21 protein-coding genes and 1 tRNA gene are annotated in these 23,014 nt (G+C 64.2%); 17 read left to right on the top strand and 5 right to left on the bottom strand.

All coding sequences use genetic code 11. From position 1 onward, the window contains the following. The first annotated feature begins 120 nt into the window (after positions 1-120). The 4 genes from FHW64_RS03370 to FHW64_RS03355 all read left to right on the top strand — a co-directional run bounded on the left by FHW64_RS03370 (position 121) and on the right by FHW64_RS03355 (position 3,034). Complete coding sequence (locus FHW64_RS03370; protein WP_184523039.1) at positions 121-552, top strand: NfeD family protein; 432 nt, start codon at positions 121-123, stop codon at positions 550-552. A gap of 27 nt (positions 553-579) precedes the next feature. Then, complete coding sequence (locus FHW64_RS03365) at positions 580-1,512, top strand: SPFH domain-containing protein (protein WP_184523037.1); 933 nt, start codon at positions 580-582, stop codon at positions 1,510-1,512. A 41-nt stretch (positions 1,513-1,553) separates the two neighbouring features. Continuing rightward, a tRNA-Ser gene (locus tag FHW64_RS03360) sits at positions 1,554-1,644 on the top strand. Between the two features lie 664 nt (positions 1,645-2,308). Continuing rightward, positions 2,309-3,034, top strand: a complete 726-nt coding sequence (locus FHW64_RS03355; protein WP_184523035.1) for a carbonic anhydrase — start codon at positions 2,309-2,311, stop codon at positions 3,032-3,034. Between the two features lie 72 nt (positions 3,035-3,106). Here FHW64_RS03355 and FHW64_RS03350 read toward each other — a convergent pair whose 3' ends face one another. The 4 genes from FHW64_RS03350 to FHW64_RS03335 all read right to left on the bottom strand — a co-directional run bounded on the left by FHW64_RS03350 (position 3,107) and on the right by FHW64_RS03335 (position 6,827). Further along, the gene (locus FHW64_RS03350; protein ID WP_184523033.1) at positions 3,107-4,321 is read right to left on the bottom strand and encodes a branched-chain amino acid ABC transporter substrate-binding protein; all 1,215 of its coding nucleotides are present in this window, start codon (positions 4,319-4,321) and stop codon (positions 3,107-3,109) included. Between the two features lie 126 nt (positions 4,322-4,447). Then, entirely contained in the window at positions 4,448-4,882 is a 435-nt protein-coding gene (locus FHW64_RS03345) for a hypothetical protein (protein WP_260303619.1), read from the bottom strand. After that, positions 4,882-5,319: a DNA polymerase III subunit chi gene (locus FHW64_RS03340; RefSeq protein ID WP_184523031.1), complete on the bottom strand. Its 438-nt coding sequence runs from the start codon at positions 5,317-5,319 to the stop codon at positions 4,882-4,884. The genes FHW64_RS03345 and FHW64_RS03340 overlap by 1 nt, the downstream gene beginning before the upstream one ends. Then, entirely contained in the window at positions 5,316-6,827 is a 1,512-nt protein-coding gene (locus tag FHW64_RS03335; protein ID WP_184523029.1) for a leucyl aminopeptidase, read from the bottom strand. Before FHW64_RS03335 ends, FHW64_RS03340 begins: the two co-directional genes overlap by 4 nt. 21 nt (positions 6,828-6,848) lie before the next feature. Here FHW64_RS03335 and lptF point away from each other — a divergent pair, with 21 nt between their 5' ends. The 6 genes from lptF to FHW64_RS03305 all read left to right on the top strand — a co-directional run bounded on the left by lptF (position 6,849) and on the right by FHW64_RS03305 (position 11,883). Next, a complete protein-coding gene (gene lptF, locus FHW64_RS03330) occupies positions 6,849-7,958 on the top strand; it encodes an LPS export ABC transporter permease LptF (protein ID WP_184523028.1) in 1,110 nt (369 codons plus the stop codon). Continuing rightward, a complete protein-coding gene (gene lptG / locus FHW64_RS03325) occupies positions 7,955-9,061 on the top strand; it encodes an LPS export ABC transporter permease LptG (protein WP_184523027.1) in 1,107 nt (368 codons plus the stop codon). Before lptF ends, lptG begins: the two co-directional genes overlap by 4 nt. Positions 9,062-9,071: 10 nt before the next feature. Then, on the top strand, positions 9,072-9,440 hold the full coding sequence (locus tag FHW64_RS03320; RefSeq protein WP_184523026.1) for a sirohydrochlorin chelatase: 369 nt from the start codon (positions 9,072-9,074) through the stop codon (positions 9,438-9,440). A gap of 63 nt (positions 9,441-9,503) precedes the next feature. After that, entirely contained in the window at positions 9,504-10,445 is a 942-nt protein-coding gene (locus FHW64_RS03315) for a CysB family HTH-type transcriptional regulator (RefSeq protein WP_184523025.1), read from the top strand. Next, entirely contained in the window at positions 10,442-11,614 is a 1,173-nt protein-coding gene (locus tag FHW64_RS03310; protein ID WP_184523024.1) for a pyridoxal phosphate-dependent aminotransferase, read from the top strand. Before FHW64_RS03315 ends, FHW64_RS03310 begins: the two co-directional genes overlap by 4 nt. A 110-nt stretch (positions 11,615-11,724) precedes the next feature. Continuing rightward, positions 11,725-11,883, top strand: a complete 159-nt coding sequence (locus FHW64_RS03305) for a DUF3309 family protein (RefSeq protein ID WP_184523023.1) — start codon at positions 11,725-11,727, stop codon at positions 11,881-11,883. Between the two features lie 72 nt (positions 11,884-11,955). On the opposite strand, the gene hrpA is transcribed toward FHW64_RS03305, so the two are convergent. Then, positions 11,956-15,738, bottom strand: a complete 3,783-nt coding sequence (gene hrpA / locus FHW64_RS03300; protein WP_409350600.1) for an ATP-dependent RNA helicase HrpA — start codon at positions 15,736-15,738, stop codon at positions 11,956-11,958. 136 nt (positions 15,739-15,874) lie between these two features. Between hrpA and argA the strand changes: the two genes are divergently transcribed. The 7 genes from argA (at position 15,875) to prmB (ending at position 23,009) form a co-directional block, all read left to right on the top strand. Beyond that, complete coding sequence (gene argA, locus FHW64_RS03295) at positions 15,875-17,221, top strand: amino-acid N-acetyltransferase (protein ID WP_184523021.1); 1,347 nt, start codon at positions 15,875-15,877, stop codon at positions 17,219-17,221. A 92-nt stretch (positions 17,222-17,313) separates the two neighbouring features. Next, positions 17,314-17,703, top strand: coding sequence for a hypothetical protein (locus FHW64_RS03290; protein WP_184523019.1), 390 nt, complete (start codon positions 17,314-17,316; stop codon positions 17,701-17,703). Continuing rightward, on the top strand, positions 17,700-18,911 hold the full coding sequence (gene dapC / locus FHW64_RS03285; protein WP_184523017.1) for a succinyldiaminopimelate transaminase: 1,212 nt from the start codon (positions 17,700-17,702) through the stop codon (positions 18,909-18,911). Before FHW64_RS03290 ends, dapC begins: the two co-directional genes overlap by 4 nt. Then, complete coding sequence (gene dapD / locus FHW64_RS03280) at positions 18,908-19,732, top strand: 2,3,4,5-tetrahydropyridine-2,6-dicarboxylate N-succinyltransferase (protein ID WP_184523016.1); 825 nt, start codon at positions 18,908-18,910, stop codon at positions 19,730-19,732. Before dapC ends, dapD begins: the two co-directional genes overlap by 4 nt. 76 nt (positions 19,733-19,808) lie before the next feature. Next, a complete protein-coding gene (locus FHW64_RS03275; RefSeq protein ID WP_184523015.1) occupies positions 19,809-20,957 on the top strand; it encodes a PilT/PilU family type 4a pilus ATPase in 1,149 nt (382 codons plus the stop codon). A gap of 16 nt (positions 20,958-20,973) precedes the next feature. After that, positions 20,974-22,149: a succinyl-diaminopimelate desuccinylase gene (dapE, locus tag FHW64_RS03270; protein WP_184523014.1), complete on the top strand. Its 1,176-nt coding sequence runs from the start codon at positions 20,974-20,976 to the stop codon at positions 22,147-22,149. Then, on the top strand, positions 22,146-23,009 hold the full coding sequence (prmB, locus tag FHW64_RS03265; protein ID WP_184523013.1) for a 50S ribosomal protein L3 N(5)-glutamine methyltransferase: 864 nt from the start codon (positions 22,146-22,148) through the stop codon (positions 23,007-23,009). The genes dapE and prmB overlap by 4 nt, the downstream gene beginning before the upstream one ends. Positions 23,010-23,014: the final 5 nt, after the last annotated feature.

Raw genomic sequence — 23,014 nt, 5'->3', positions numbered from 1 at the left:
GAGCGTGGCTCCGGAAGGGCTAGCAAATAGGCGCGAAGTGTACGGAATTCAGATGAAGGCGCATGACGGCTTTTGCCTTTGCCACAATCGCGTGTCTTAAACGCACAGAGAGGTTTGGCTATGGCGAGTTCCACCGTCTGGTGGCTCATGACGGGAGCGGCCATCGTGCTCGAACTCATTTCGGGAACCGGCACGGTCTATCTGCTGCTCATCGGCGCAGGCTTCGCGGCGGCCGCGGTCACGGCGCACTTGGGCGCTTCGCTCGGCGCGCAGTTCATCGCTGCGGCCGTCGTCAGCGTGTCCGCCGTCATCGTCTGGCACGCGATTCGCCGGCGGCGCCCGCCAGGCCCCCCCACTTCCGCCAATCCCGACGTGAACCTGGACATCGGCGAGCGCGTTCAAGTCGATGCATGGAACGCGGATGGCACTGCCATCGTCCGCTACCGGGGTGCCCAATGGACGGCAGTCGCCCGCGCCGGCGATGTTCCGGCCGCCGGTCAGCACAAGGTCGTCGAAGTGGTCGGCAGCCGCCTCGTCGTCGAAAAAATCTGAGCAAAGAAAAAGGAAGGAAACCGTTCAATGGAATACGCCCTCGTTCCCCTCGTCATCCTGGGGATCGCCATCATCTTCATCACCCAATCGATCAAGTTCGTTCCGCAGCAGAACGCCTGGGTGCGCGAGCGCCTTGGTCGCTATCACGGGACCATGTCGCCGGGGCCCAATTTCCTGATCCCTTTCATCGATCGGGTCGCCTACCGGCACAGCCTGAAGGAAATTCCGCTGGACGTGCCGAGCCAGGTCTGCATCACCCGCGACAACACGCAGCTGCAGGTGGACGGCATCCTCTATTTTCAGGTGACCGATCCGATGCGCGCGAGCTATGGCTCCTCGAACTACGTCATGGCCATCACCCAGCTCGCGCAGACCACGCTGCGCAGCGTCATCGGCAAGCTCGAACTGGACAAGACCTTCGAGGAGCGCGACATCATCAACGCGCAGGTGGTCTCCGCCATCGACGAGGCGGCACTCAACTGGGGCGTGAAGGTGTTGCGCTACGAGATCAAGGATCTCACGCCACCGAACGAGATCCTGCATGCGATGCAGCGCCAGATCACCGCGGAACGTGAGAAGCGTGCGCTGATCGCCGCGTCCGAAGGCCGCCGCCAGGAACAGATCAACATTGCCACCGGCGAGCGCGAGGCTTTCATCGCGCGCTCCGAAGGCCAGAAGCAGGCGCAAATCAACAACGCACAAGGCGAGGCTGCCGCCATCAGCGCAGTGGCCGAAGCGACTGCCGGCGCCATCGAGCGGATTGCGGCCGCCATCCGCCAGCCGGGCGGTGAGCAGGCGGTGCAGCTCAAGGTGGCCGAACGGGCGGTCGACGCTTACGGCAAGGTGGCCGCTGATGCGACAACCACGCTGATCGTTCCGAGCACGATGAACGAAACCGCCGCTCTCATCGCATCGGCGATGCGGATGGTGCAAGCCGGCAAGACATCGAGTGCGGCCTGACCCGAGAAATGCGCCTGCGCACTGCTACAATCGTGGGCTTCGGAGCGGTGGATGAGCGGTTTAAGTCGCACGCCTGGAAAGCGTGTGAGGGTTAATAGCCCTCCGCGGGTTCGAATCCCGCCTGCTCCGCCAGATAGCTAGATTTCGTGCGGATTCCAAGAGGTCTCTTCCTCTCACCCGCCTTCTAACCCATCTAAAACGGAAAGCGACCTTCGGGTCGCTTTTTCGTTTCTAAGGAGTTCATCTTGAGCCTTGTTCGATCAGCCTTCTTCCAATTGGGCACTGCTGGTGCGGCGCTTACCGTGCTCGTCGCCGCACCGGCCTTTGGCGCCAACGTGAATGTGGGTGTCGGCATCAATTTGCCCGCCCCCGTGATCGGAGTGCCCGTGCCGGTTGCACCGGCAGTTGTCGTCCCGCCGCCGGTTGTGGTGCCGGCCCCGGTCTACGCTGCTCCCCGACCTCCCGTTGTCTATGCCCCACCCCCGGGCTACTACGGACCCAGGTACTACCATCGCAAGGATTGGCATGGCGATCGCCACGACCATCGAGACTGGGGACACGGACAACGGCACGGCGAGCACGGACACCACGGAAGGGACTGACTAAGCGTCCCAAGTCAGTTTCAATCACGGCGCGATCCTCACGAGGGGTCGCGCCGTTTTTGTTTGCCGCGACCTTTTCGTCAGGCGACCTCCTTGAGAATGGCTGCGGCTTATCGCGACCAAAACCTCAACAAACGGGAGTCAACATGTCTTGCTTTCAACGTCCAGCCTCTATCACGGCGGCCCTCCTCGCCTTGACCTTCAGCCTCCGCGCGCATGCCGAGGAACACGCGCATTGGTCCTACAACGACCACGCCGGCACTGGGCCGGCACATTGGGGTGCACTCGATCGTGACAGCCGACTGTGCAAGACAGGTCTTCAGCAGTCGCCGATTGCGTTGTATACGCGCAGTGCCAAACGTCTCTCGGACCGCGAGATCGCCCTCCACTTCGGCACGGCGAAAGGCGAACTCGTGAACAACGGTCACACGATCCAGTTCAACGTCGCTGACGCAACGACCAATGCCGTCGCATACAAGGGTGTCAGCTATGCGTTGGCGCAGTTCCACTTCCACACGCCCAGCGAGCATCGTCTCGACGGCAAGTCGTTCCCGATGGAAATGCACCTGGTGAACAAGGACGCCAGCGGCAAGATCACCGTCGTGGGCGTGTTCATCAAGCAAGGGAGGAAGAACGCAGCGCTGCCCGGGCTGTGGGATCAGTTGCCAGCACCGAACGCCGCGCCGAAGGCAGGAGAAGTCGACCTCGCCGCGCTTCTGCCGGCGTCGCACAAGGCCATGGTCTACGCAGGCTCGCTGACGACGCCTCCGTGCTCCGAAGAGGTGAATTGGATCGTCATGGAGCAGCCGATCGAGATGTCGCGTCAGCAGATCCAGGCATTCCAGAAACTGTTCCGCGACAACCACCGCCCACTCCAGAAGGAGCATGGGCGCAAGGTCCTCGAGGAATCGGCCATGTGAGGCCCGTGACCATCTGAGGCCAAAGAAAAAGGGCCCCGAAGGGCCCTCTTTTGGGGTGAGCGCAAGAAGCGATCAGTTCCCGCGCACCACAGCGATCTGCGTACGCTGGCCGCCCTTGTAGGTGTACAGCGTCAGCGCACCGTTCTTGACGTCGCCCTTCTCGTCGAATGCGATCGGACCGGTCAGGCCCTTGTAGTCGATCTTGCCGACTTCAGGCAGGTACTTCTCGGGGTCCGAGGAGCCGGCCTTTTCCATGGCGGCGGCGAGCACGTTCACGGCGTCATAGACGTACGGTGCATAGATCTGCACTTCGACGCCGTTCTTTTCCTTGAACTTGGCCTTCCAGGCATCCAGCGGTGCCTTGAAGTCGCCTTCCACACCACCGGCTTCAGCGCACACGACCATGTCTTCACCGATTGCGTCGCCAGCGAGCTTGGCGAGTTCGCCGGTGCACAGGCCGTCGCCGCCCATGAACTTCACGTTCATGCCGAGCTGCTTGACCTGCTTGAGCATCGGGCCGCCCACAGCGTCCATGCCGCCGAAGAACAGGATGTCGGGCTTGGCGCCCTTGAGCTTCGTCAGGATGGCGTTGAAGTCGGTCGACTTGTCGGTGGTGAACTCGTGGCCGACGATGTTGGCGCCGGCGGCCTTGGCGGCCTTTTCGAATTCCTCGGCGACGCCCTGGCCGTAGGCGGTACGGTCGTCGATCACGGCGATGTTCTTGCCGTTCAGCTTTTCAACGGCGTACTTGCCGAGCGTGCCGCCGAGCTGGGTGTCGTCAGCCACAACGCGGAAGGTGGTCTTGAAGCCCTGGCGGGTGTACTTGGGGTTGGTCGCCGACGGCGAGATCTGCGGGATGCCCGCGTCGCTGTACAGCTTGGAAGCCGGGATGGTGGTGCCGGAGTTCAGGTGACCGACGACGCCGTTGACCTTGCTGTCCACCAGCTTCTGTGCAACTGCGGTGCCCTGCTTCGGATCGGCTGCGTCGTCTTCGGCGAGCAGTTCGAACTTGGCAACCTTGTCACCGATCTTGATGCCCTTGGCGTTCAGGTCTTCGATGGCCATGCGCGCACCGAATTCGTTGTCCTTGCCGAGGTGGGCGATGGCGCCGCTCGTCGGAGCAACGTGACCGATCTTGACGACCAGCGTTTCAGCCGGAGGCGCAGCCGGTGCCGGCGCCGCTGCGGTCGGGGCGGGAGTAGCGGCGGGTGCAGCAGCTTCTTCCTTCTTGCCGCAGGCCACGAGCGCGAGAGCAGCGAGTGCGACCGCAGTCCATTTCAATTGCATGGGGAACCTCCAGAACATTAATGAGTGAAGTTGAAAACCGGTCTTGCGATCCGGGCGCTTTCGACTCAGCAAATATCGCGCCGCGGACGCTTGGCGCCCACGCGCTTAAACGACCTGGCGCGCAGTTTAGCCCAAGGATTGCGGGCTAAACGTTGGCGTAGACCCCGGGTTTTCCGTTAGTTCGTGAGCCAGGGATTCGCTCACCAAGTCACGTAAAACCGCCTCGATTTCCTTGCGAAGCGCGGGGATCATCGTGTCGAGGTGATGCTGAACGGCGGCTGACACCGCATCGCTCACCCGCTCTTCGAGCGAGAGGTCGACGCGCTGCAAGACGCGATGCAGCAATTGCTCCTCGAGCCTGAAGGCTTCGGCCTCAGAGAGCCGTGCCTCGGGGCTCAGCGCGACCGCCTCGGAGGGCTGGGTGGCCGCTGGCAACGGTGCGGTCTCGGGGATATCGGATGGCGCGGATAGGGGAAGCGAAACGGGCGGCGTGTCCTGAGACGGATCGAAGACCGTCGTCAACGTCGGAACGAAACGCGGCGGTGTGCGTTGCGTCGACATCAGCTCGCGCCTCCGCCGTAGGGGAACGTGCGAATCGCATACCCGCGATCCTTGTAGTGACGCCACCGTGCCCGGCCGGCCTGCTTGTCGGCGTCGTCGCTGCCGACGATGTCGATCAGACGTTCGAAGCGCTCGAACCTGGCCGGCAACTCGGCGCCGAGGTTGACGAGGATCGGACGGTCCGGCAGCGAGGTCGTGCCGCTCTCCGCAAGCACGACGGGCGAACGCGAAACGACATGGGCTTCGTCGCCGCTCCGGCAATGCGCGATGAACTCGGTCGGTTGCAACGTCCAGATCGACTGGTCGATCGCGTCCAGCGTCGCCGGATCGGCCATGACCACGAGACGCGCGCCGTGCGCGCCGACGGCCTTGCGAAGCAGCCGGCAGGCGTAGCTCACCTTGTCCGGCATGTTGTAGTGGCCGTCGATCTCAGTCACTTGGCGCGCGCCTTCCCGGTGGTCTTTCGCGCGGCCTTGGAGGCCTTGTCCGAAGCCGACCTGGCGCCGTTCCGGCTTTCGGTCAGCAGGTAGTTGAGCAGCAGGCCCACTGGCCGCCCGCTCGCGCCCTTGGCCGCCCCACTCTTCCACGCCGTTCCTGCGATGTCGAGGTGCGCCCACGCGAAGTCACTGGTAAAGCGCTGCAGGAACTTGGCCGCCGTGATCGCGCCGCCCGCGCGGCCGGCGATGTTGGCGACGTCGGCGAAGTTGCTCTTGAGGCCCTCGGCGTAGTCGTCGTCGAGGGGCATGCGCCAGCAACGGTCCTGCGATTGCTCGCCGGCCGCGGTCAAGGCCGCCGCCAATTCGTCGTTGCTCGAAAAGAGGCCGCTTCGCACGCCGCCGAGTGCGACCACACAGGCACCCGTGAGCGTTGCGATATCGATGACGGCTGACGGTTCGAAGCGCTTGGCGTAGCTCAGTGCGTCGCAAAGGATCAGCCGCCCTTCCGCATCGGTGTTGAGCACCTCGATGGTCTGGCCGCTCATGCTCGTCACCACGTCGCCCGGCTTGACCGCGCGGCCGTCGTTCATGTTTTCACAGGTCGGCACGAGGCCGATCACGTTGATCGGAGGCTGGATGTCACCGAGCGCGCGGAACACACCGAGCACGCTGGCGGCACCGCACATGTCGAACTTCATCTCGTCCATTTCGGCGGCAGGCTTGAGCGAAACGCCGCCGGTGTCGAAAGTGATGCCCTTGCCAACGAGCACGACAGGTGCCTGGCCTTTCGGCGCGCCGTGGTAGCGCAGAACGACGAAGCGCAGCGGCTCTGCCGAACCTTGCGCCACGGCCGAGAACGCGCCCATGCCGAGCTTCGCGACTTCCTTCGGCCCGAGCACTTCGCACTTCACGTTCGGGAGCTTTGCGAGTTCTTCGGCGGCGCCGGCCAGCATGGTCGGCGTGCAGTAGTTGGCCGGCCGGTTCGCCCATTCCTTGGCCAGCTCGATGCCGGCAACGGTCGCAGTCGCTTCGTCGAAGGCTTCGCGCAGTCCGGCCGTATCCGAGAGACCGAATGTCACCTGCTTGATGGTCCGCAATTCGGCCTTCGACTTGGTGGTGCCGTAGACGTAGCTGGCATCGGCCACCGCAATCACGGCGCTTGCGAGCGCTGCGCCGTCCAACGGCTGTGTGGCCGCGATCACGACCCGCTTGGGATTCGAGCCCTTCGCCGCGCCGATCGCGGCAGCCACTGCCGAGCGGACCGCGGCGGGCTTGCCGTCCCCCGACGACACCAGCACCACGCGCGGCGCGCCAATTCCGGCGGGCCTGTACAGCGCGAGCAATTTGCCGGATTTGTCAGGCAGGTCGCCAGCCTTGCGGGCTTCGGCGATCAGCGCGGAAAGCGCGTCCTTCGCGGTGGTGGAACCAGCGGCCACGAGCACGATGAGCACATCGGCTTTTTCGGCGGCCGCCTGGGCGGCGGAGAGGGTCTTGAGTTGAAAGTCCATAATCCTTTTTTTCCCTCGACGATGTTATTCCATTCCTCATTACGCAAGGAGCTGTCCCGCAGCTTCGGAGCCACGCTGGTGGTGCTGGTCACGATCGTGATGACCATGATGCTGATTCGCACGCTCGGGCTCGCGGCCAAGGGCAGCGTGAATCCTCGCGAGGTCTTCCTCGTGATGACCTACACGGTGCTCGGCTACATGCCGACGATCCTGAGCATGTGCCTGTTCATATCGATCGTCGGCACGCTGTCGCGCATGTACCGCGACAGCGAGATGGTGATCTGGTTCTCAAGTGGCCGCGGGCTGGCCGAATTCCTGAGGCCCCTCTTCGGTTTCGCATGGCCGATCCTGGTGCTGATCGCGGTCTTCGCGCTGGTCGGCTGGCCCTGGGCCAACTCGCAGACCCAGGGAATGCGTGAGCGCTACGAGCGCCGCAGCGACATCGAGCGGGTCTCGCCGGGCGAATTCCGCGAGTCCGCCGGCCGGCTCCGCGTGTTCTTCATCGACAAGGACGCGCCCGACAGCGCCACCGCCAGCAACGTCTTCATCCAGTCCATCGAGCGCAACCTGCAGATCATCACCTCTGCGCGAAGCGGCCACATGGAGGACGTCGATGGCAAGCGCTTCTTGCTTCTGAGCAACGGCCAGCGGCTTGAACGCTCGCTGACCGCCGAAGGCACGAAGATCAGCGAATTCCAGACCTATGGCGCCAAGGTCGGCAGCAGCGGCAGTGATTCGAGCGATGCCGCGCCAGTGCGCACGCGAACCACGCTGGCACTGCTGCGCGACCCGACGCGCATCAATCTGGGCGAACTTGCGTGGCGCATCGGCATGCTGCTCGCCGGTGCCAATTTCGTGCTCCTGGCGCTGGCGCTGTCGAGCGTGAATCCTCGCGTGGGCCGCAGTGGCAACTACCTCTTCGCGCTTTTCGCCTTCGTCCTCTACTACAACCTGCTCAACCTCGGTCAGAACTGGGTGAGTTCGGGCAAGTACAGCATGGGCGGGTTCATGCTCGTCCTGCACGGCGGCGCTTTCCTGATCGGCCTCGCCTGGCTCATGAAGCGGCACTACAACTGGGCGCTTCTGCCAGCGCTTCGCGTCCATCGCGCCCGAAAGACAAACAACGCGTGAAAACGATTCGTCGCCTCATCTACGTGGAGGTGGCGAAGGCGGTCGCCTTCGTCGCGCTCGGCTTCCTGAGCCTGTTCTTCTTCTTTGACTTCGTCGACGAGCTGCAATCGATCGGTCGCCCCGAGTCGCTCGGCTACGGCGCTGCACAGGCCCTGTTGTATGTGACCCTGCTGATCCCGAATCATCTCTACGAGTTGCTGCCCATCGCCGTGCTGATCGGAACCATTTTCGTGATGGCGCGCCTCGCGCAGAGTTCCGAGTTCACGATCCTCCGAACGAGTGGCCTCGGGCCATGGCGCGCGCTTCGCGCGTTGCTCATTCTCGGGCTCGGCTTCGTCGTGCTGACCTTCGCGATCGGCGACTACATCGCTCCTGTGAGTGACCGCACTGCGCAATTGCTCAAGGTGCGCTATCAGAACGTCTATTCGCTGGTCGGCAACACGGGTGCGTGGCTCAAGGAGCGCCAGGGCGACACCTCCTATGCCGTCAACGTGGCCACCATGAGCCGAGATGGCGGGCTGAAGGAGCCGCGCATCATCGAATTCGACAACAAGGGCTTCATCGTTTCGCAGACGACCGCCGCTTCGGCGCGCACCAACGACGGGCACTGGACGCTCATCGACGCCAGCAAGGAGGAATACGAAACGCGCGGTCCAGGCAACGCGCGCATCGTCACGACCAAGATCCCGATGGTCGAATGGCCGACCTCCCTGACGTCCGAAATGGTGTCGGTCGCGCTTCTGCGGCCCGATCGCATGCGCACGCTCGACCTGTTCGACTACATCCAGCATCTCGAGGCCAACGGGCAAACGGCGCAGCGCTACGAGATCGAGTTTTGGCGCAAGGTGTTCTATCCACTGTCATGCCTCGTGATGGTCGTGCTGGCGCTGCCGTTTGCGTACCTGCACTTCCGACAGTCGGGCATCACGACCTACGTTTTCGTGGGCGTGATGATCGGCATCAGCTTCTTCCTGTTGAACAACGTGTTCGGCTATCTCGGCAATCTCGGCAACTGGTTGCCGTGGGTCACCGCCGCCGCGCCAGGGTTGATCTATTCAGTGATGTCGCTGGGTGCTTTCACCTGGCTGGTGCTGAGGCGGTAGGGTCGTTGCCATGGGTGCGATTCGCGGCATCGTCCTCTTTGCGCACGGCTCGCGCGATGAGAGGTGGCGCGGGCCGGTGGAGGCCGTCGCGCGACGGGTCGCCGAACTGGATCCGCAGGCCAAGGTCTCGTGCGCGTACCTCGAACTGGTCCAGCCAGACCTGCGCGGTGCGGCGGAAGCCTTGATCCTTCAAGGCGCCCGCACCATCCGGGTGCTGCCGCTTTTCCTCGGAATGGGAAGGCATGTGCGCGAAGACCTTCCTCGCCTTCTCGATGACTTGCGAGCACGGCACCCCTCAGTGGAGTTCACCCTCGCTGGCGCGGTTGGCGAGGAGCCCGAGGTCATCGAGCTGCTAGCGCGAAAGGCGCTCGAATCCTGAAGCCCCGGTGATTTTCATAGATTCCGAAGGCATAATGAATTCCCGAATAAGACGGAATTTGTTATGAATCTTCACCAGTTCAAGTTCGTGCAAGAGGCTGTGAGGCGCAACCTCAACCTGACGGAAGCCGCCAAGGCGCTGCACACCTCGCAGCCGGGCGTGTCCAAGGCCATCATCGAACTCGAAGAAGAACTGGGTGTAGAAATCTTTGCGCGGCACGGCAAGCGGCTCAAACGCGTGACCGAACCCGGTCAACACGTGCTGGCGAGCATCGAGCTGATCATGCGCGAGGTCGGCAATCTCAAGCGAATCGGCGAACAGTTCAGCGCCCAGGACAGCGGCACCCTCTCGATCGCCACGACACACACCCAGGCGCGCTACGTGCTGCCGGTGCCGGTCGCCAAGCTGCGCGAGGCGTACCCCAAGGTCAACGTGAGCCTGCACCAGGGCTCGCCGGACCAGGTGGCACGGATGGTGATCGACGAAATCGCCGAGATCGGAATCGCCACCGAATCGCTCTCGGACTACGCCGACCTCGTGACCATGCCCTGCTACGAGTGGCAGCACGTGCTGGTGCTGCCCAAGGAGCACCCGCTGGCAACCAAGGAACGCATCACGCTCGAGGACCTCGCCTCCGAGCCGATCATCACTTACCACCCGTCGTTTACCGGCCGCACGCGCATCGACCACGCCTTTGCGCACAAGAAGCTGACGCCGCGCATCGCGCTCGAGGCGATCGATTCCGACGTCATCAAGACCTACGTGCGGCTCGGGCTCGGTGTGGGCATCGTCGCGGAGATGGCGGTGCGCGACGAATCGAACAGCGACCTCGTGGTGCGCCCGATGGGTCACATCTTCGGCGTCAACATCGCGCGCGTCGCGTTCAAGCGCAGCGCCTACCTTCGCAACTTCGTCTTCAAGTTCGCCGAACTCCTTTCGGACCGGCTCGATCGCAACCTGATCGCCAAGGCGTTGAGCGGACAGCACCAAGACTACGACCTGTGAGTACCCCCACCGTGACTGCACGCACCCCTGAAGTCCAGACCAAGCTGCCCGCCGTGGGCACCACCATCTTCACCGTCATGTCGGCGTTGGCCGTCGAGAAGAACGCGGTGAATCTCGGGCAAGGATTCCCCGATTTCGGCTGCGATCCGAAGCTGCTGCAGGCGGTGACCGACGCCATGGCGGCCGGCCACAACCAGTACCCGCCGATGCCAGGGATCCTTCCGCTGCGGCAGGCGATCGCATCGAAGATCTCCGCGCTGTACGGCCACAGCTACGACCCGCAGAGCGAGATCACCATCACGGCAGGCGCGACGCAAGCCATCATCACCGCGATCCTTGCGGTAGTCCGTCCGGGCGATGAGGTGATCGTGCTGGAGCCGTGCTACGACAGCTACGTCCCCAACATCGATCTTGCCGGTGGCAAGGTGGTGCGAGTGCCGCTCACGCCGGGCACGTTCCGGCCCGACTTCGACAAGATCGCCGCAGCGCTCACTGCCCGCACACGCGCGATCATCATCAACACGCCGCACAACCCGAGCGCCACCGTCTGGACCGAAGGCGAGATGCGCCGCCTCGAGGAACTCCTCGCGCCGACCGACGTGCTGGTGATCAGCGACGAGGTCTACGAGCACATGGTCTACGCCGGTGCGAAGCACGAAAGCGCAGCACGCTTTCCGGACCTGGCGGCGCGCACCTTCATCGTGAGCAGCTTCGGCAAGACCTACCACGTCACCGGTTGGAAGGTGGGCTACGTTGCCGCGCCGGCGCCGCTGACCGCGGAATTCCGCAAGGTCCATCAGTTCAACGTGTTCACGGTGAACACGCCGATGCAGCATGCGCTGGCGAACTTCATGGCCGACCCGGCGCCGTATCTCGAACTCCCGGCGTTCTACCAGCGCAAGCGCGACCTCTTCGCCGAAGGACTTTCGAAGACGCGGCTCAAGCTGCTGCCCAGCGCCGGCACCTATTTCCAATGCGTCGACATCAGCGAGGTCAGCGACCTCAACGAATCCGATTTCTGTCAATGGCTCACAAGTGAAATCGGCGTGGCTGCGATTCCGTTGTCGGCCTTCTACGGCGACGGCTTCGACCAGCGCGTGGTGCGCTTCTGCTTCGCCAAGAAGGACGAAACCCTCCACAACGCCCTCGAACGGCTGGCCCGGCTCTGACAAAGACGGTAGGAGAGTCCTGACCGCCGGAGGGGGTGCCTTCCGGCGATGGATTCGACGCCCTGCCTCGACCATGGACTCCTCGGTTGATTCCGCCCAAGGAGAAGTCCATGTCACTTTCGTTGATTCTGCTGATCGTCCTGATCCTGCTACTGATCGGCGCATTGCCGACCTGGGGCTACAGCAACAGCTGGGGATACGGTCCGAGCGGCGGCCTGGGCCTGGTGCTCGTGGTCGTGGTCGTGCTGCTCCTCATGGGGCGGATATAGCGTCCTGCTCCAGCGCATGAAGATGCGAACTGCCCGCCTCGGCGGGCTTTTTCATGCGCGCACCATAGCCGCTCAGCTTTCGAGTTGCACCCAGAGCTTGTCGAGACGTTTGACGCTCACGGGCTGCGGTGTGCGCAGTTCCTGCGCGAAGAAACTCACACGCAGCTCTTCCAGGAGCCAGCGGAATTCACCCATCCGCTCGTCGGCCGCGCCCTTGCGCTCCGCGAGCAAGCGCCAGTAGCGCTGCTCCTGCGGGCGAAGCTCGGCCAGCCGCTGCGCATCGCGGTCGGGGTCGGCGCGGAGCTTGTCGAGACGAAGCGTGATCGCCTTGAGGTAGCGCGCGAAATGCTGAAGACGCGGCCAAGGCGTGTCGACCAGAAAGCGCTTGCCGACCAGCCGCTGCAACTGCTGCAGCGCATCGCCTGTAGCCGTCGGCTGGATCTTGGTGTCCTTGATCTTGCGTGCCGCCACGGCGTACTCGGCGAGGATCACACCGGCAAGGCGCGCCACTTCGTTCGCGATCAGCGTCAGCCGGCCGCGCCCTTCTTCCACACGGCGCTTGAACCCGGCCTCGTCGGTCGGCAACGGGTCTTGCAGGAAAGCGCGGTCGAGCGCGACATCGATGATCTGCGCGCGCAATTCCTCCAGCGTGCCGAGCGGCATGAAGGCCACCGCCATCTTCTGCAGATCGGGGATGTTCTTCTCGAGGTACTTGAGGGCGTCCTTGATTTGCAAGGCGAAGAGCCGCCGCAGGCCGATCCGATGCTTGGCAGCGGCGACCGCGGGCTCATCGAAGACTTCGATGGTGACGGCATCGCCACCGTCGACCAGCGCCGGGAAGCCGATCAGCGATTGCGAGCCGCGACGTACTTCCATCAGCTCCGGCAACTCGCCGAAGGTCCATGTGGTGTAGCGCTGACCTGCCGGCGCCGCAGCAGCCGGCGCCTCAACTGCCTTTGCCGGTCGTTCGTCGCGCTGCTTTCCAATCGCGGCGGCCTGCTCTTCCGGCGCCTTCTTCACATTGAGACCCGCGAGCGCCTGGAACGCACCGCGGGCTTGCGCACCAAGCTCGGCCTTCAACGCCCCGAGGTTGCGCCCCATGCCGAGCTGTCGCCCGTGTTCGTCCACCACCCGCAGGTTCATGAACAGGTGCGGCGGCAGCATGTCCAGCTTGAAATCCGTGCGCTTAACGTCGAGGCTGGTTTCCTCGCGTACGCGCTTGAGCAGCGCGTCCGTCAGCGATCCGTGGCCGAACATCTCGGGCGCGCCGAACACCTCGCTAAGGCGCGATGCGGTTTCCGGCAACGGAACCAGTCGCGCACGCGGCTTCTGCGGCAAGCTCTTGAGAAGGGCCTGGATCTTGTCCTTGAGCATGCCCGTCACCAGCCACTCGCAGCGCTCCTCGCTGACCTGGTTCAGCACGAAGAGCGGCACGGTGACGGTGAGCCCGTCCTTGGCATCGCCGGGCTCGTGCAGGTAGGTGGCCGCGCAATCGACGCCGCCGAGCCGAAGCGTCGGCGGAAACGCCTGCGTCGTGATGCCGGCCGCCTGATGGCGCATGAGCTCATCGCGCGTCAGATAGAGCAGCCGCGGCGCTTCCTTTGACTGATTGCGATACCAGCTCTCGAAGCCCTGGCCGCTCGCGATATCCGCCGGCACCTGGGCGTCATAGAAGGCGTAGATCAACTCGTCGTCGACCAGCACGTCCTGACGGCGCGACTTGTGTTCCAGCGCTTCGACCTCGCGCACCAGCTTGCGATTGGCGGCGAGGAACGGCAGTTTGCTCTCCCACTGCCCGCCAACGAGCGCCTCGCGAACGAAGATCTCCCGTGCCGCCGCCGGATCGACCCGGCTGAAGTCCACGCGGCGCCCGCTGTACACCACGAGCCCGTACAGCGTGGCGCGCTCGAGCGCGGCAACCTGCGCGCCCTTCTTTTCCCAGTGCGGATCGAGCAGCTGCTTCTTGAGCAGATGCCCGCCGACCTGTTCGAGCCACTGCGGTTCGATGTTGGCGATACCGCGTCCGAAGAGGCGGGTGGTCTCGACCAACTCTGCGCAGACGATCCAGCGCCCGGGCTTCTTCTTCAGATGCGCGCCCGGGTGGCGGTAGAACTTGATGCCGCGCGCGCCGAGGTACGCCTCGTCGTCTTCGAGCTTCCAGCCGATGTTGCCCAGCAAGCCCGACAGCATCGACATGTGCAGCGCGTCGTAGGTCGCCGGCTGCGTGTTGATCCGCCACTTGTGTTCCGTCACCACGGTCAGGAGCTGCGAGTGGATGTCGCGCCACTCGCGCACCCGGCGCACGTTGATGAAATTCTGGCGCAGCAACTGTTCGTACTGCCGGTTGCTGAGCTTGTGGGTGTCGCCGTGGCCGCCGCGCCCCTCGTGAATCCACTTCCACAGCCGCAGATAACCGCTGAACTCGCTTCGGTCGTCGTCGAACTTCGAGTGGGCCTGGTCTGCCTGCTGCTGCGCTTCCAGCGGGCGATCGCGCACATCCTGCACCGACAGCGCGCTGGCGATCACCAGCACCTCTTCGAGCGCACCGCGCGAACGCGCCTCCAGGATCATCCGGCCGACGCGCGGATCGAGCGGCAGCTTCGACAGCTCCAAGCCGGTGGGCGTGAGTTCGTTCGCGTCATCGACCGCGCCGAGCTCGTTGAGCAACTGATAGCCGTCGGCAATGGCGCGCCTCTGCGGTGCTTCGAGGAACGGAAATCGTTCGACATCGCCCAGGTGCAGCGACTTCATCCGCAGGATCACGCCGGCGAGCGACGAACGCAGGATTTCGGGGTCGGTGAAGCGCGGACGGCCTTCGAAGTCCTTCTCGTCGTAGAGCCGGATGCAGATGCCGTTCGCCACCCGCCCGCAGCGACCGGCGCGCTGATTGGCCGCAGCCTGGCTGATCGGCTCGACCAGCAATTGCTCGACCTTGCTGCGGAAGCTGTAGCGCTTGACGCGCGCAGTGCCGGCGTCGATCACATAGCGGATGCCCGGCACGGTCAGCGAGGTTTCGGCGACGTTGGTGGCCAGCACGATCCGTCGGCCGGTATGCCCGTCGAAGATGCGGTCCTGCTCTGCCTGCGACAACCGCGCGAAAAGCGGCAGCACGTCGGCGCTGCGCATCACGGGCTGGTGGCTCAGGTGCTTGCGAAGATGATCTGCCGCCTCGCGGATCTCGCGTTCGCCGGGGAGGAAGACAAGGATGTCGCCGGCGTTGTGCGGGTCGCGCCAGAGCTCGTCGACGCCGTCGGCGATGGCATCGTTCAGGTCGTAGTCGCGCGATTCCTCGAAGGGGCGATAGCGCTGTTCGACCGGAAAGGTGCGCCCCGATACCATGATCGTCGGCACCGGCCCCTTCGCCGATGCGAAATGCTGCGCGAAGCGGTCGGCATCGATCGTGGCCGAGGTCACGATCACCTTCAGGTCCGGACGGCGCGGCAGGATCTCCTTCAGGTAGCCCAGCAGGAAGTCGATGTTGAGCGAGCGTTCGTGCGCCTCGTCGATGATCAGCGTGTCGTAGGCCTTCAGCAGCGGATCGGTCTGCGTCTCGGCGAGCAGGATGCCGTCCGTCATCAGCTTGACCGAGGCATCGCGCGAGAGACGGTCCTGGAAGCGGACCTTGAAGCCGACCACCTCACCCAGCGGCGTCTTCAGCTCTTCGGCGATGCGCTTGGCGACCGACGATGCCGCGATCCGACGCGGCTGGGTGTGGCCGATGAGACGGCCCTTGCCGGGTGGCGCGTTCAGCTTGCCGCGCCCGAGCGCCAGGGCGATCTTGGGCAACTGCGTGGTCTTGCCCGAACCCGTCTCGCCGCAGACGATGACGACCTGGTGCGCCTCGATGGCGGCCATGATTTCGTCGCGCCGGGCCGACACCGGCAGGGATTCTGGAAACTCGATTCGAAGTGGGGGCGAAGACAAGGCGGGCAGTTCGGGGAAAATCCGCAATTATCTTGCGACCGGCCTCCTTCGACCCCTACCCCCGCCAATGTCCACCGTCTTCAATTTCACCTTCGTCCCCTGGTTCCGCTCGGTGGCGCCTTACATCCACACGCATCGCGGCAAGACTTTTGTGGTTGCCCTGGCCGGCGAGGCGATCGCCGCGGGCAAGTTGCAAAGCATTGCGCAGGATCTCGCGCTGATCCAGAGCATGGGCGTCAAGGTCGTGCTGGTGCATGGCTTCCGGCCGCAGGTCAACGAGCAGCTCCGCGCCAAGGGCCACGAGGCGAAGTACTCGCACGGCATGCGCATCACCGACGAGGTCGCGCTGGACTGCGCCCAGGAGGCTGCCGGCCAGCTCCGCTACGAAATCGAGGCCGCTTTCAGCCAGGGCCTGCCGAACACGCCAATGGCCGGCTCGACGGTGCGCATGATTTCCGGCAATTTCATTACCGCGAGGCCGGTCGGCGTGGTCGATGGCATCGATTTCCAGCATTCGGGGCTGGTTCGCAAGGTCGATGCAGCGGGCATCCGCCGCGGATTGGACTTCGGCGCGATGGTACTGATGTCGCCTTTCGGCTTCTCGCCCACCGGGGAGGCGTTCAATCTCACCATGGAAGAAGTCGCGACCAGCGTGGCGATCTCCATTCAAGCGGACAAGCTGATCTTCCTGACCGAGATTCCCGGCATTGCGCAGGATGCCAGCCAGCCGATCAGTGACGACAACCCGATCGACACCGAGCTTCCCCTCGATGCGGCGAAGAAGCTCCTCGCCTCGCTGGCGCCTGCCCAGCGTCCGACGGACACCGCCTTCTACCTTCAGCACTGCGTGAAGGCCTGCGAAGCGGGCGTCGAGCGCAACCACATCATTCCTTTCAGCGTCGACGGCTCGCTGTTGCTCGAGATCTACGTGCACGACGGTATCGGCACCATGGTGATCGACGAGAAGCTCGAATCGCTTCGCGAAGCGACGGCAGACGACATCGGCGGCATCATCCAGCTCATCGAGCCTTTCGAGCGCGACGGCACGCTGGTCAAGCGCAGCCGCACCGAGATCGAGCGCGACATCGGCCAATACACGGTGATCGAGCACGACGGCGTGATCTTCGGTTGCGCAGCGCTCTACCCCTACCCCGAAGCCAAGACCGCGGAGATGGCGGCACTCACGGTGTCGCCCCAGTCGCAGGCGCAGGGCGACGGCGAACGCATCCTGAAACGCATCGAGCACCGCGCCAAGGCGCAGGGGCTCGACAGCATCTTCGTGCTCACGACGCGCACCATGCACTGGTTCCTCAAGCGCGGCTTCCAGCAGGTGAACCCCGACTGGCTGCCCGAGGCGCGCAAGCGCAAGTACAACTGGGACCGCAAGAGCCAGGTGCTGGTCAAGAAGCTCTGATCGATCCGCAAGGCCCCACCGACGAGGAGAAGACGATGTTTCCGTGGCTCTGGTTCTGGTCCCCGGTGTTTCATCTCCCCTTCAGCGGCAGCGTGGCGCAGCAGATCGAGCCGGACACGAACTGGTTCTTTGCCGGAATCCCTCCGTCGGCCGGCAATGGGCTGCTCGAGAAGAAGGCGTTCGATGTCGCCAGCTACGGGCGACAGCTCGGCTGGATCACCGAAGTGCTTCTGGCCGCGAAAGGCTCTGACGTCGTCGCCCCCGGTAAGGCCGACGTGTCGCTCCAAAAACTCGAAGCGGCCTACGTCGAAATCGAGGCCGTCAAGAAAGAGAGCCGTGCCGAGCTGGCCGATGCAGCCATCGCCGCGCTCGACAAGCTGCGCGAAGCCGACCCGGCTGCGCACGAAATGCTGATCCTCTCGATACAGGCCCGGCTTCAGGCGGCAGCACCACTGCTCGGCCACGATAATTCGCCTCCATGAATCCCTTGCTCGCCAAACTGCAGCCGTATCCCTTCGAGCGGCTGCGACAACTCTTCGCGGGCGTCACGCCGAACCCGCAGTACACGCCCATCAGCCTGGGCATCGGCGAGCCCAAGCATCCGACGCCCGATTTCATCAAGGAGGCACTGTCCTCCAGCCTCGCCGCCCTCGCCGTCTACCCGGCCACGGCGGGCGACCTGAAACTGCGCCAGTCCTTCACCGGCTGGCTGCAGACGCGCTATGGATTGAGCCTCGACCCGGCGACGCAAGTGCTGCCGGTCAACGGGTCGCGCGAGGCGCTTTTCGCGCTGGCGCAGACGGTGGTCGACGCCAGCAAGTCGCCCACGCCTGTGGTGATGTCGCCCAATCCGTTCTATCAAATCTACGAGGGCGCGGCCTTCCTGACCGGTGCCGATCCGTACTACGTGCCGAGCGTGCCGTCGCGCAATTTCGCGGTGGACTGGGACAGCGTGCCGGATGAGGTCTGGGCGCGCACCCAGCTCGTATTCGTCTGCTCGCCCGGCAATCCGACCGGCGCGGTGATGCCGCTGGACGAGTGGAAAAAGCTCTTCGCGCTTTCGGATCGTCACGGCTTCGTCATCGCCGCCGACGAGTGCTACAGCGAGATCTACTTCCGCGACGAACCGCCGCTGGGCGGGCTCGAAGCTGCAGCCAAGCTCGGGCGCAGTGACTTCCGCAACCTGATCGCGCTCACCTCGCTGTCCAAGCGCAGCAACGTGCCGGGGCTGCGCAGCGGCTTCGTCGCGGGCGATGCGGCCATCATCAAGTCGTTCCTGCTGTATCGCACCTACCACGGGAGTGCGATGAGCGGCACCGTCGCGGCGGCCAGCATCGCGGCGTGGACCGACGAAAAGCATGTCGTCGAGAACCGAGCGCAATATCGCGCCAAGTTCGCGGCCGTCACGCCGCTCCTGGAGCCAGTGCTCGGCGTTCGCCTGCCTGACGCGAGCTTCTACCTCTGGGCCGGTGTTCCCTCCTCGTGGCAGGGGGACGACCAGGCTTTCGCTCGCGAGCTCTACGCTCAATACAATGTGACGGTGCTGCCCGGCAGCTATCTCGCCCGCGACGTGGCCGGCAGCAATCCGGGACGCGGGCGCATCCGGATGGCGCTGGTCGCCGACACCGCCGAGTGCACCGAAGCCGCGCAACGCATCGTCCAATTCATCCAGAACCGAGTTCTTCCATGACCCAACAACTCCAGCAGACCATCGACGCAGCGTGGGAAGACCGCGCCAACATCTCCGCCTCCAGCGCTCCGAAGGAAGTGCGCGACGCCGTCGAGCACGTGATCGCCGAACTCAACAACGGCAGCCTGCGCGTCGCCACGCGCGAAGCCGTCGGTCAGTGGACCGTGCACCAGTGGATCAAGAAGGCAGTGCTGCTGTCGTTCCGCCTCAAGGACAACGAGCAGATGCAAGCCGGTTCGCTCGGCTTCTATGACAAGGTGCCGACCAAGTTCTCTCACCTGTCGGCCGGCGAACTCAAGGACGCAGGCGTTCGCATCGTGCCCCCGGCCGTCGCGCGCCGCGGCAGCTACATCGCCAAGGGCGCGGTGCTGATGCCCTCCTACGTGAACATCGGCGCCTACGTCGGCGAAAACACCATGGTCGACACCTGGGCCACCGTCGGCTCCTGCGCCCAGATCGGCGCCAACGTGCACCTGTCGGGCGGCGTCGGCATCGGCGGCGTGCTCGAGCCGCTGCAGGCCGGCCCGACCATCATCGAAGACAACTGCTTCATCGGCGCTCGCTCCGAAGTGGTCGAAGGCGTGGTGATCGAGGAAAACTCGGTGCTGTCGATGGGCGTCTACATCGGCCAGAGCACGCCGATCTACGACCGCGCCACCGGTGAAGTCACCTATGGCCGTGTGCCCGCCGGATCGGTTGTGATCAGCGGCACGTTGCCCAAGGACAACGGCCGGTACAGCCTGTATGCCGCCATCATCGTGAAGCGTGTCGACGCACAAACCCGCGCCAAGACTTCGCTGAACGAGCTGCTGCGCGACTGATAGAGCAATCGGCCGTCTGAGGGGGCGGCCGTAACACCAATCCATTCACAACAGACACGTTGAGGAGAGTGAGCCGATGAACACGATGGAGCGGATTCTTCGCTTGATGGCCGAACGCAAGGCCTCCGACATCTACCTATCGGCCAACTCCCCGGCGCAGATCCGCATCAACGGCAACTGCATGCCGATCAATGCGCAGATCCTGCCCGCGGAGGCGCCCCTGAGCCTCCTTGCCGAGGTGGTGCACGAGAGCCGCATCGCCGAGCTGGAACGCACCGGCGAACTCAACATGGCGATCGCGCTCGAAGGCGCAGGCAACTTCCGGATCAGCGCGATGCGCCAGCGCGGCACCTATGCCGTCGTGGTGCGCCATATCGCTTCGGTCATCCCGGCTTTCGACGATCTCAACCTGCCCGAGATCCTCAAGACCCTGGTCATGGAAAAGCGTGGGCTGATTCTCATGGTCGGCTCCACCGGCGCCGGCAAGAGCACCACGCTCGCGTCGATGCTCGACTACCGCAACGAAAACGCGACGGGCCACATCCTGACGGTCGAGGAACCGATCGAATTCACCTTCACCAACAAGAAGTCGCTGGTGAACCAGCGCGACGTCGGCAGCGACACGCAGTCGCTCCAGATCGCGCTCAAGAACGCATTGCGCCAGGCGCCCGACGTGATCCAGATTGGCGAAATCCGCGATCGCGAGACGATGACCGCCGCCATCGCCTACGCGCAGTCGGGCCACCTCTGCGTGGCCACGCTGCACGCCAACAACAGCTATCGCGCGCTGAATCGAATCCTGAGCTTCTATCCGGTGGAAGTGCGCCCCACCCTCCTCGGCGACCTCAGCGGCGCGTTGCGCGCCGTCGTCGCCCAGCGCTTGCTGCGGACGCCCAATGGGGCGCGCGTGCCGGCACTCGAGGTCATGCTCAACACCGCGCTGATCGCCGAACACATCGGCAAGGGCGATTTCACCGCGGTCAAGGAAGCCATGGAGCAATCGATGGCCGAGGGGTCGCAGACCTTCGAAGAAGACATCGCCCGGCTGATCACCGAAAATCTGGTCACCCGCGAGGAAGGGCTGGCGCAAGCCGATTCGCCCACCAACCTGATGTGGCGCCTGCAGAACCGCAAGGCGCCTTCCACGCCCAACGAAGATCGCTCCTTCCTCGAACAGACCGAGGAACCCACTTTCACGGACATCACGCTCGACGTGCGTCTGTGAGCCAACTGCCCTTTCGATGTCCCGAACGCTCCAGCTTGCCGAACAACTGATTTCCCGACCCTCGGTCACCCCTGACGACGGGGGGTGCCAGGGGATCCTTGGCGAGCGGCTGGCGCGGCTGGGATTCAAGCTCGAGACGATCGAAAGCGGTCCGACAGATTTCCGGGTCACCAACCTCTGGGCCGTGCGGGCGGGCGCAGTCGGCGCTGAAAGCCGGACGATCGCCTTCGCTGGTCACACCGACGTGGTTCCGACCGGCCCACTCGAACAGTGGACCAGCCACCCTTTCACTCCCACGCATCGCGACGGCAAGCTCTACGGACGCGGCGCGTGCGACATGAAGACCTCGCTCGCGGCCTTTGTCGTGGCCATCGAGGAGTTCCTTGCGGCGACGCCTGCGCCAAAGCTGTCGCTCGCGCTGCTGCTGACCAGCGATGAGGAAGGCCCGGGCGTCGACGGCACCGTCATCGTCTGCAATGCCCTGGCGGCACGCGGCGAACGCATCGACTACTGCATCGTCGGCGAGCCGACCGCGGTGGAGCGCTGCGGCGACATGATCAAGAACGGACGCCGCGGCACCATGAGCGGCAAGCTGACGATCAAGGGCGTGCAAGGCCATATCGCATATCCGCACCTCGCCAGGAATCCGGTGCACCAGTTCGCCCCTGCCTTGGCCGAACTGGTGGCAATCAACGACGCCGGTGGCTGGGACGCCGGCAATGAGTATTTCCAGCCAACGAGCTGGCAGATCAGCAACATCCACGCTGGCACCGGCGCCAGCAACGTGATCCCGGGCTCGGCGGTCATCGACTTCAACTTCCGGTTCTCGACCGAATCCACTCCGGAATCGCTGCAGCGGCGCGTGCATCAGGTGCTCGACTCGCACGGACTCGACTACAGCCTCGCCTGGACGGTAGGCGGCCTCCCCTTCCTGACCAAGCCGGGCGAACTCGTCGAGGCGGTCCGGAAGGCGATCCACGACGAAACCGGCATCGAGACCGAACTGTCGACCAGCGGTGGCACCAGCGACGCGCGATTCATCGCCAAGATCTGCAAGCAGGTCGTGGAACTGGGGCCAACCAACGCCAGCATCCACAAGATCGACGAGCACATCACGGTCGCCGAAATCGACCCGCTCAAGAACATCTATCGCCGCACGCTGGACAGGCTCGAAGCGCTGCTTCACGTATGAGCACGGTGATTCAACTTGTCGAGGCCGGCGCACAGCAACTGGCCGATGCCGGTGTTTCTTTCGGCCACGGGACGACCAATGCCTTCGATGAAGCAGCGTGGCTTGTGCTGTGGCGTCTGGGCTTGGCACTCGATGATCTCGACGGTGTCGCTGAGCGTGAGGTGTCACCCGCGGATGCGGCGCGCGTCGCGGCATTGCTCGACCAGCGCATCCAGACGCGCAAGCCCGCCGCGTACCTGACCAAGGAAGCATGGCTCCAGGGCGTGCCCTTCTACGTCGACGAGCGCGCGATCGTGCCGCGCAGCTTCATTGCCGAACTGCTGGCCGATGGCTCCATCGACCCGTGGCTCAGCGAGCGCACGCGCAATGTGCTCGACCTGTGTACCGGCAACGGCAGCCTCGCGGTTCTGGCGGCAATGACCTATCCGGATGTGTCCGTCGATGCGGCGGACATTTCGACCGAGGCACTTGAAGTCGCGGCAATCAACGTCACGCGCCACGAGCTCGATGCCCGGGTCACGCTCCTCCAATCGGATGGGCTCGCCACTGTGCGCGGGCCGTATGACCTCATCCTCTGCAATCCGCCTTATGTGAATGCGCGGAGCATGAGCGAACTCCCGGCCGAATACCGCGCCGAACCTGAACTCGCGCTCGCCGGCGGCACCGACGGGATGGATTTCATCCGTCAGCTTTTCGCCGACGCGCCCGCGCGGATGAGCGAGTCTGCCGTCCTGGTGCTTGAAATCGGCAACGAGCGCGAGCACTTCGAAACGGCTTTTCCGAAGCTCGAAGTGGTGTGGCTTCCCACGAGCGCCGGCGACGACCAGGTGCTGCTGGTGCCGCGCGAATCCCTGTTGTAGAAATT

The sequence above is a fragment of the Variovorax sp. Sphag1AA genome (assembly GCF_014192575.1).
Classification (GTDB): Bacteria; Pseudomonadota; Gammaproteobacteria; order Burkholderiales; family Burkholderiaceae_C; genus Variovorax.
Note: the sequence above shows the minus strand (reverse complement) of the source record. Positions and strands in the feature narration are given on the sequence as shown.

Excerpts from the sequence above, each read along its gene's own strand:
- hrpA (WP_409350600.1), bottom strand. The coding sequence starts at position 15,738 with ATGGCCGCCATCGAGGCGCACCAGGTCGTCATCGTCTGCGGCGAGACG.
- dapE (WP_184523014.1), top strand. The coding sequence starts at position 20,974 with ATGTCCCGAACGCTCCAGCTTGCCGAACAACTGATTTCCCGACCCTCG.
- FHW64_RS03365 (WP_184523037.1), top strand. The coding sequence starts at position 580 with ATGGAATACGCCCTCGTTCCCCTCGTCATCCTGGGGATCGCCATCATC.
- dapC (WP_184523017.1), top strand. The coding sequence starts at position 17,700 with ATGAATCCCTTGCTCGCCAAACTGCAGCCGTATCCCTTCGAGCGGCTG.
- FHW64_RS03275 (WP_184523015.1), top strand. The coding sequence starts at position 19,809 with ATGAACACGATGGAGCGGATTCTTCGCTTGATGGCCGAACGCAAGGCC.
- FHW64_RS03320 (WP_184523026.1), top strand. The coding sequence starts at position 9,072 with ATGGGTGCGATTCGCGGCATCGTCCTCTTTGCGCACGGCTCGCGCGAT.
- dapD (WP_184523016.1), top strand. The coding sequence starts at position 18,908 with ATGACCCAACAACTCCAGCAGACCATCGACGCAGCGTGGGAAGACCGC.
- FHW64_RS03305 (WP_184523023.1), top strand. The coding sequence starts at position 11,725 with ATGTCACTTTCGTTGATTCTGCTGATCGTCCTGATCCTGCTACTGATC.
- prmB (WP_184523013.1), top strand. The coding sequence starts at position 22,146 with ATGAGCACGGTGATTCAACTTGTCGAGGCCGGCGCACAGCAACTGGCC.
- FHW64_RS03345 (WP_260303619.1), bottom strand. The coding sequence starts at position 4,882 with ATGTCGACGCAACGCACACCGCCGCGTTTCGTTCCGACGTTGACGACG.
- FHW64_RS03350 (WP_184523033.1), bottom strand. The coding sequence starts at position 4,321 with ATGCAATTGAAATGGACTGCGGTCGCACTCGCTGCTCTCGCGCTCGTG.
- FHW64_RS03335 (WP_184523029.1), bottom strand. The coding sequence starts at position 6,827 with ATGGACTTTCAACTCAAGACCCTCTCCGCCGCCCAGGCGGCCGCCGAA.
- lptF (WP_184523028.1), top strand. The coding sequence starts at position 6,849 with ATGTTATTCCATTCCTCATTACGCAAGGAGCTGTCCCGCAGCTTCGGA.
- argA (WP_184523021.1), top strand. The coding sequence starts at position 15,875 with ATGTCCACCGTCTTCAATTTCACCTTCGTCCCCTGGTTCCGCTCGGTG.
- FHW64_RS03370 (WP_184523039.1), top strand. The coding sequence starts at position 121 with ATGGCGAGTTCCACCGTCTGGTGGCTCATGACGGGAGCGGCCATCGTG.
- FHW64_RS03315 (WP_184523025.1), top strand. The coding sequence starts at position 9,504 with ATGAATCTTCACCAGTTCAAGTTCGTGCAAGAGGCTGTGAGGCGCAAC.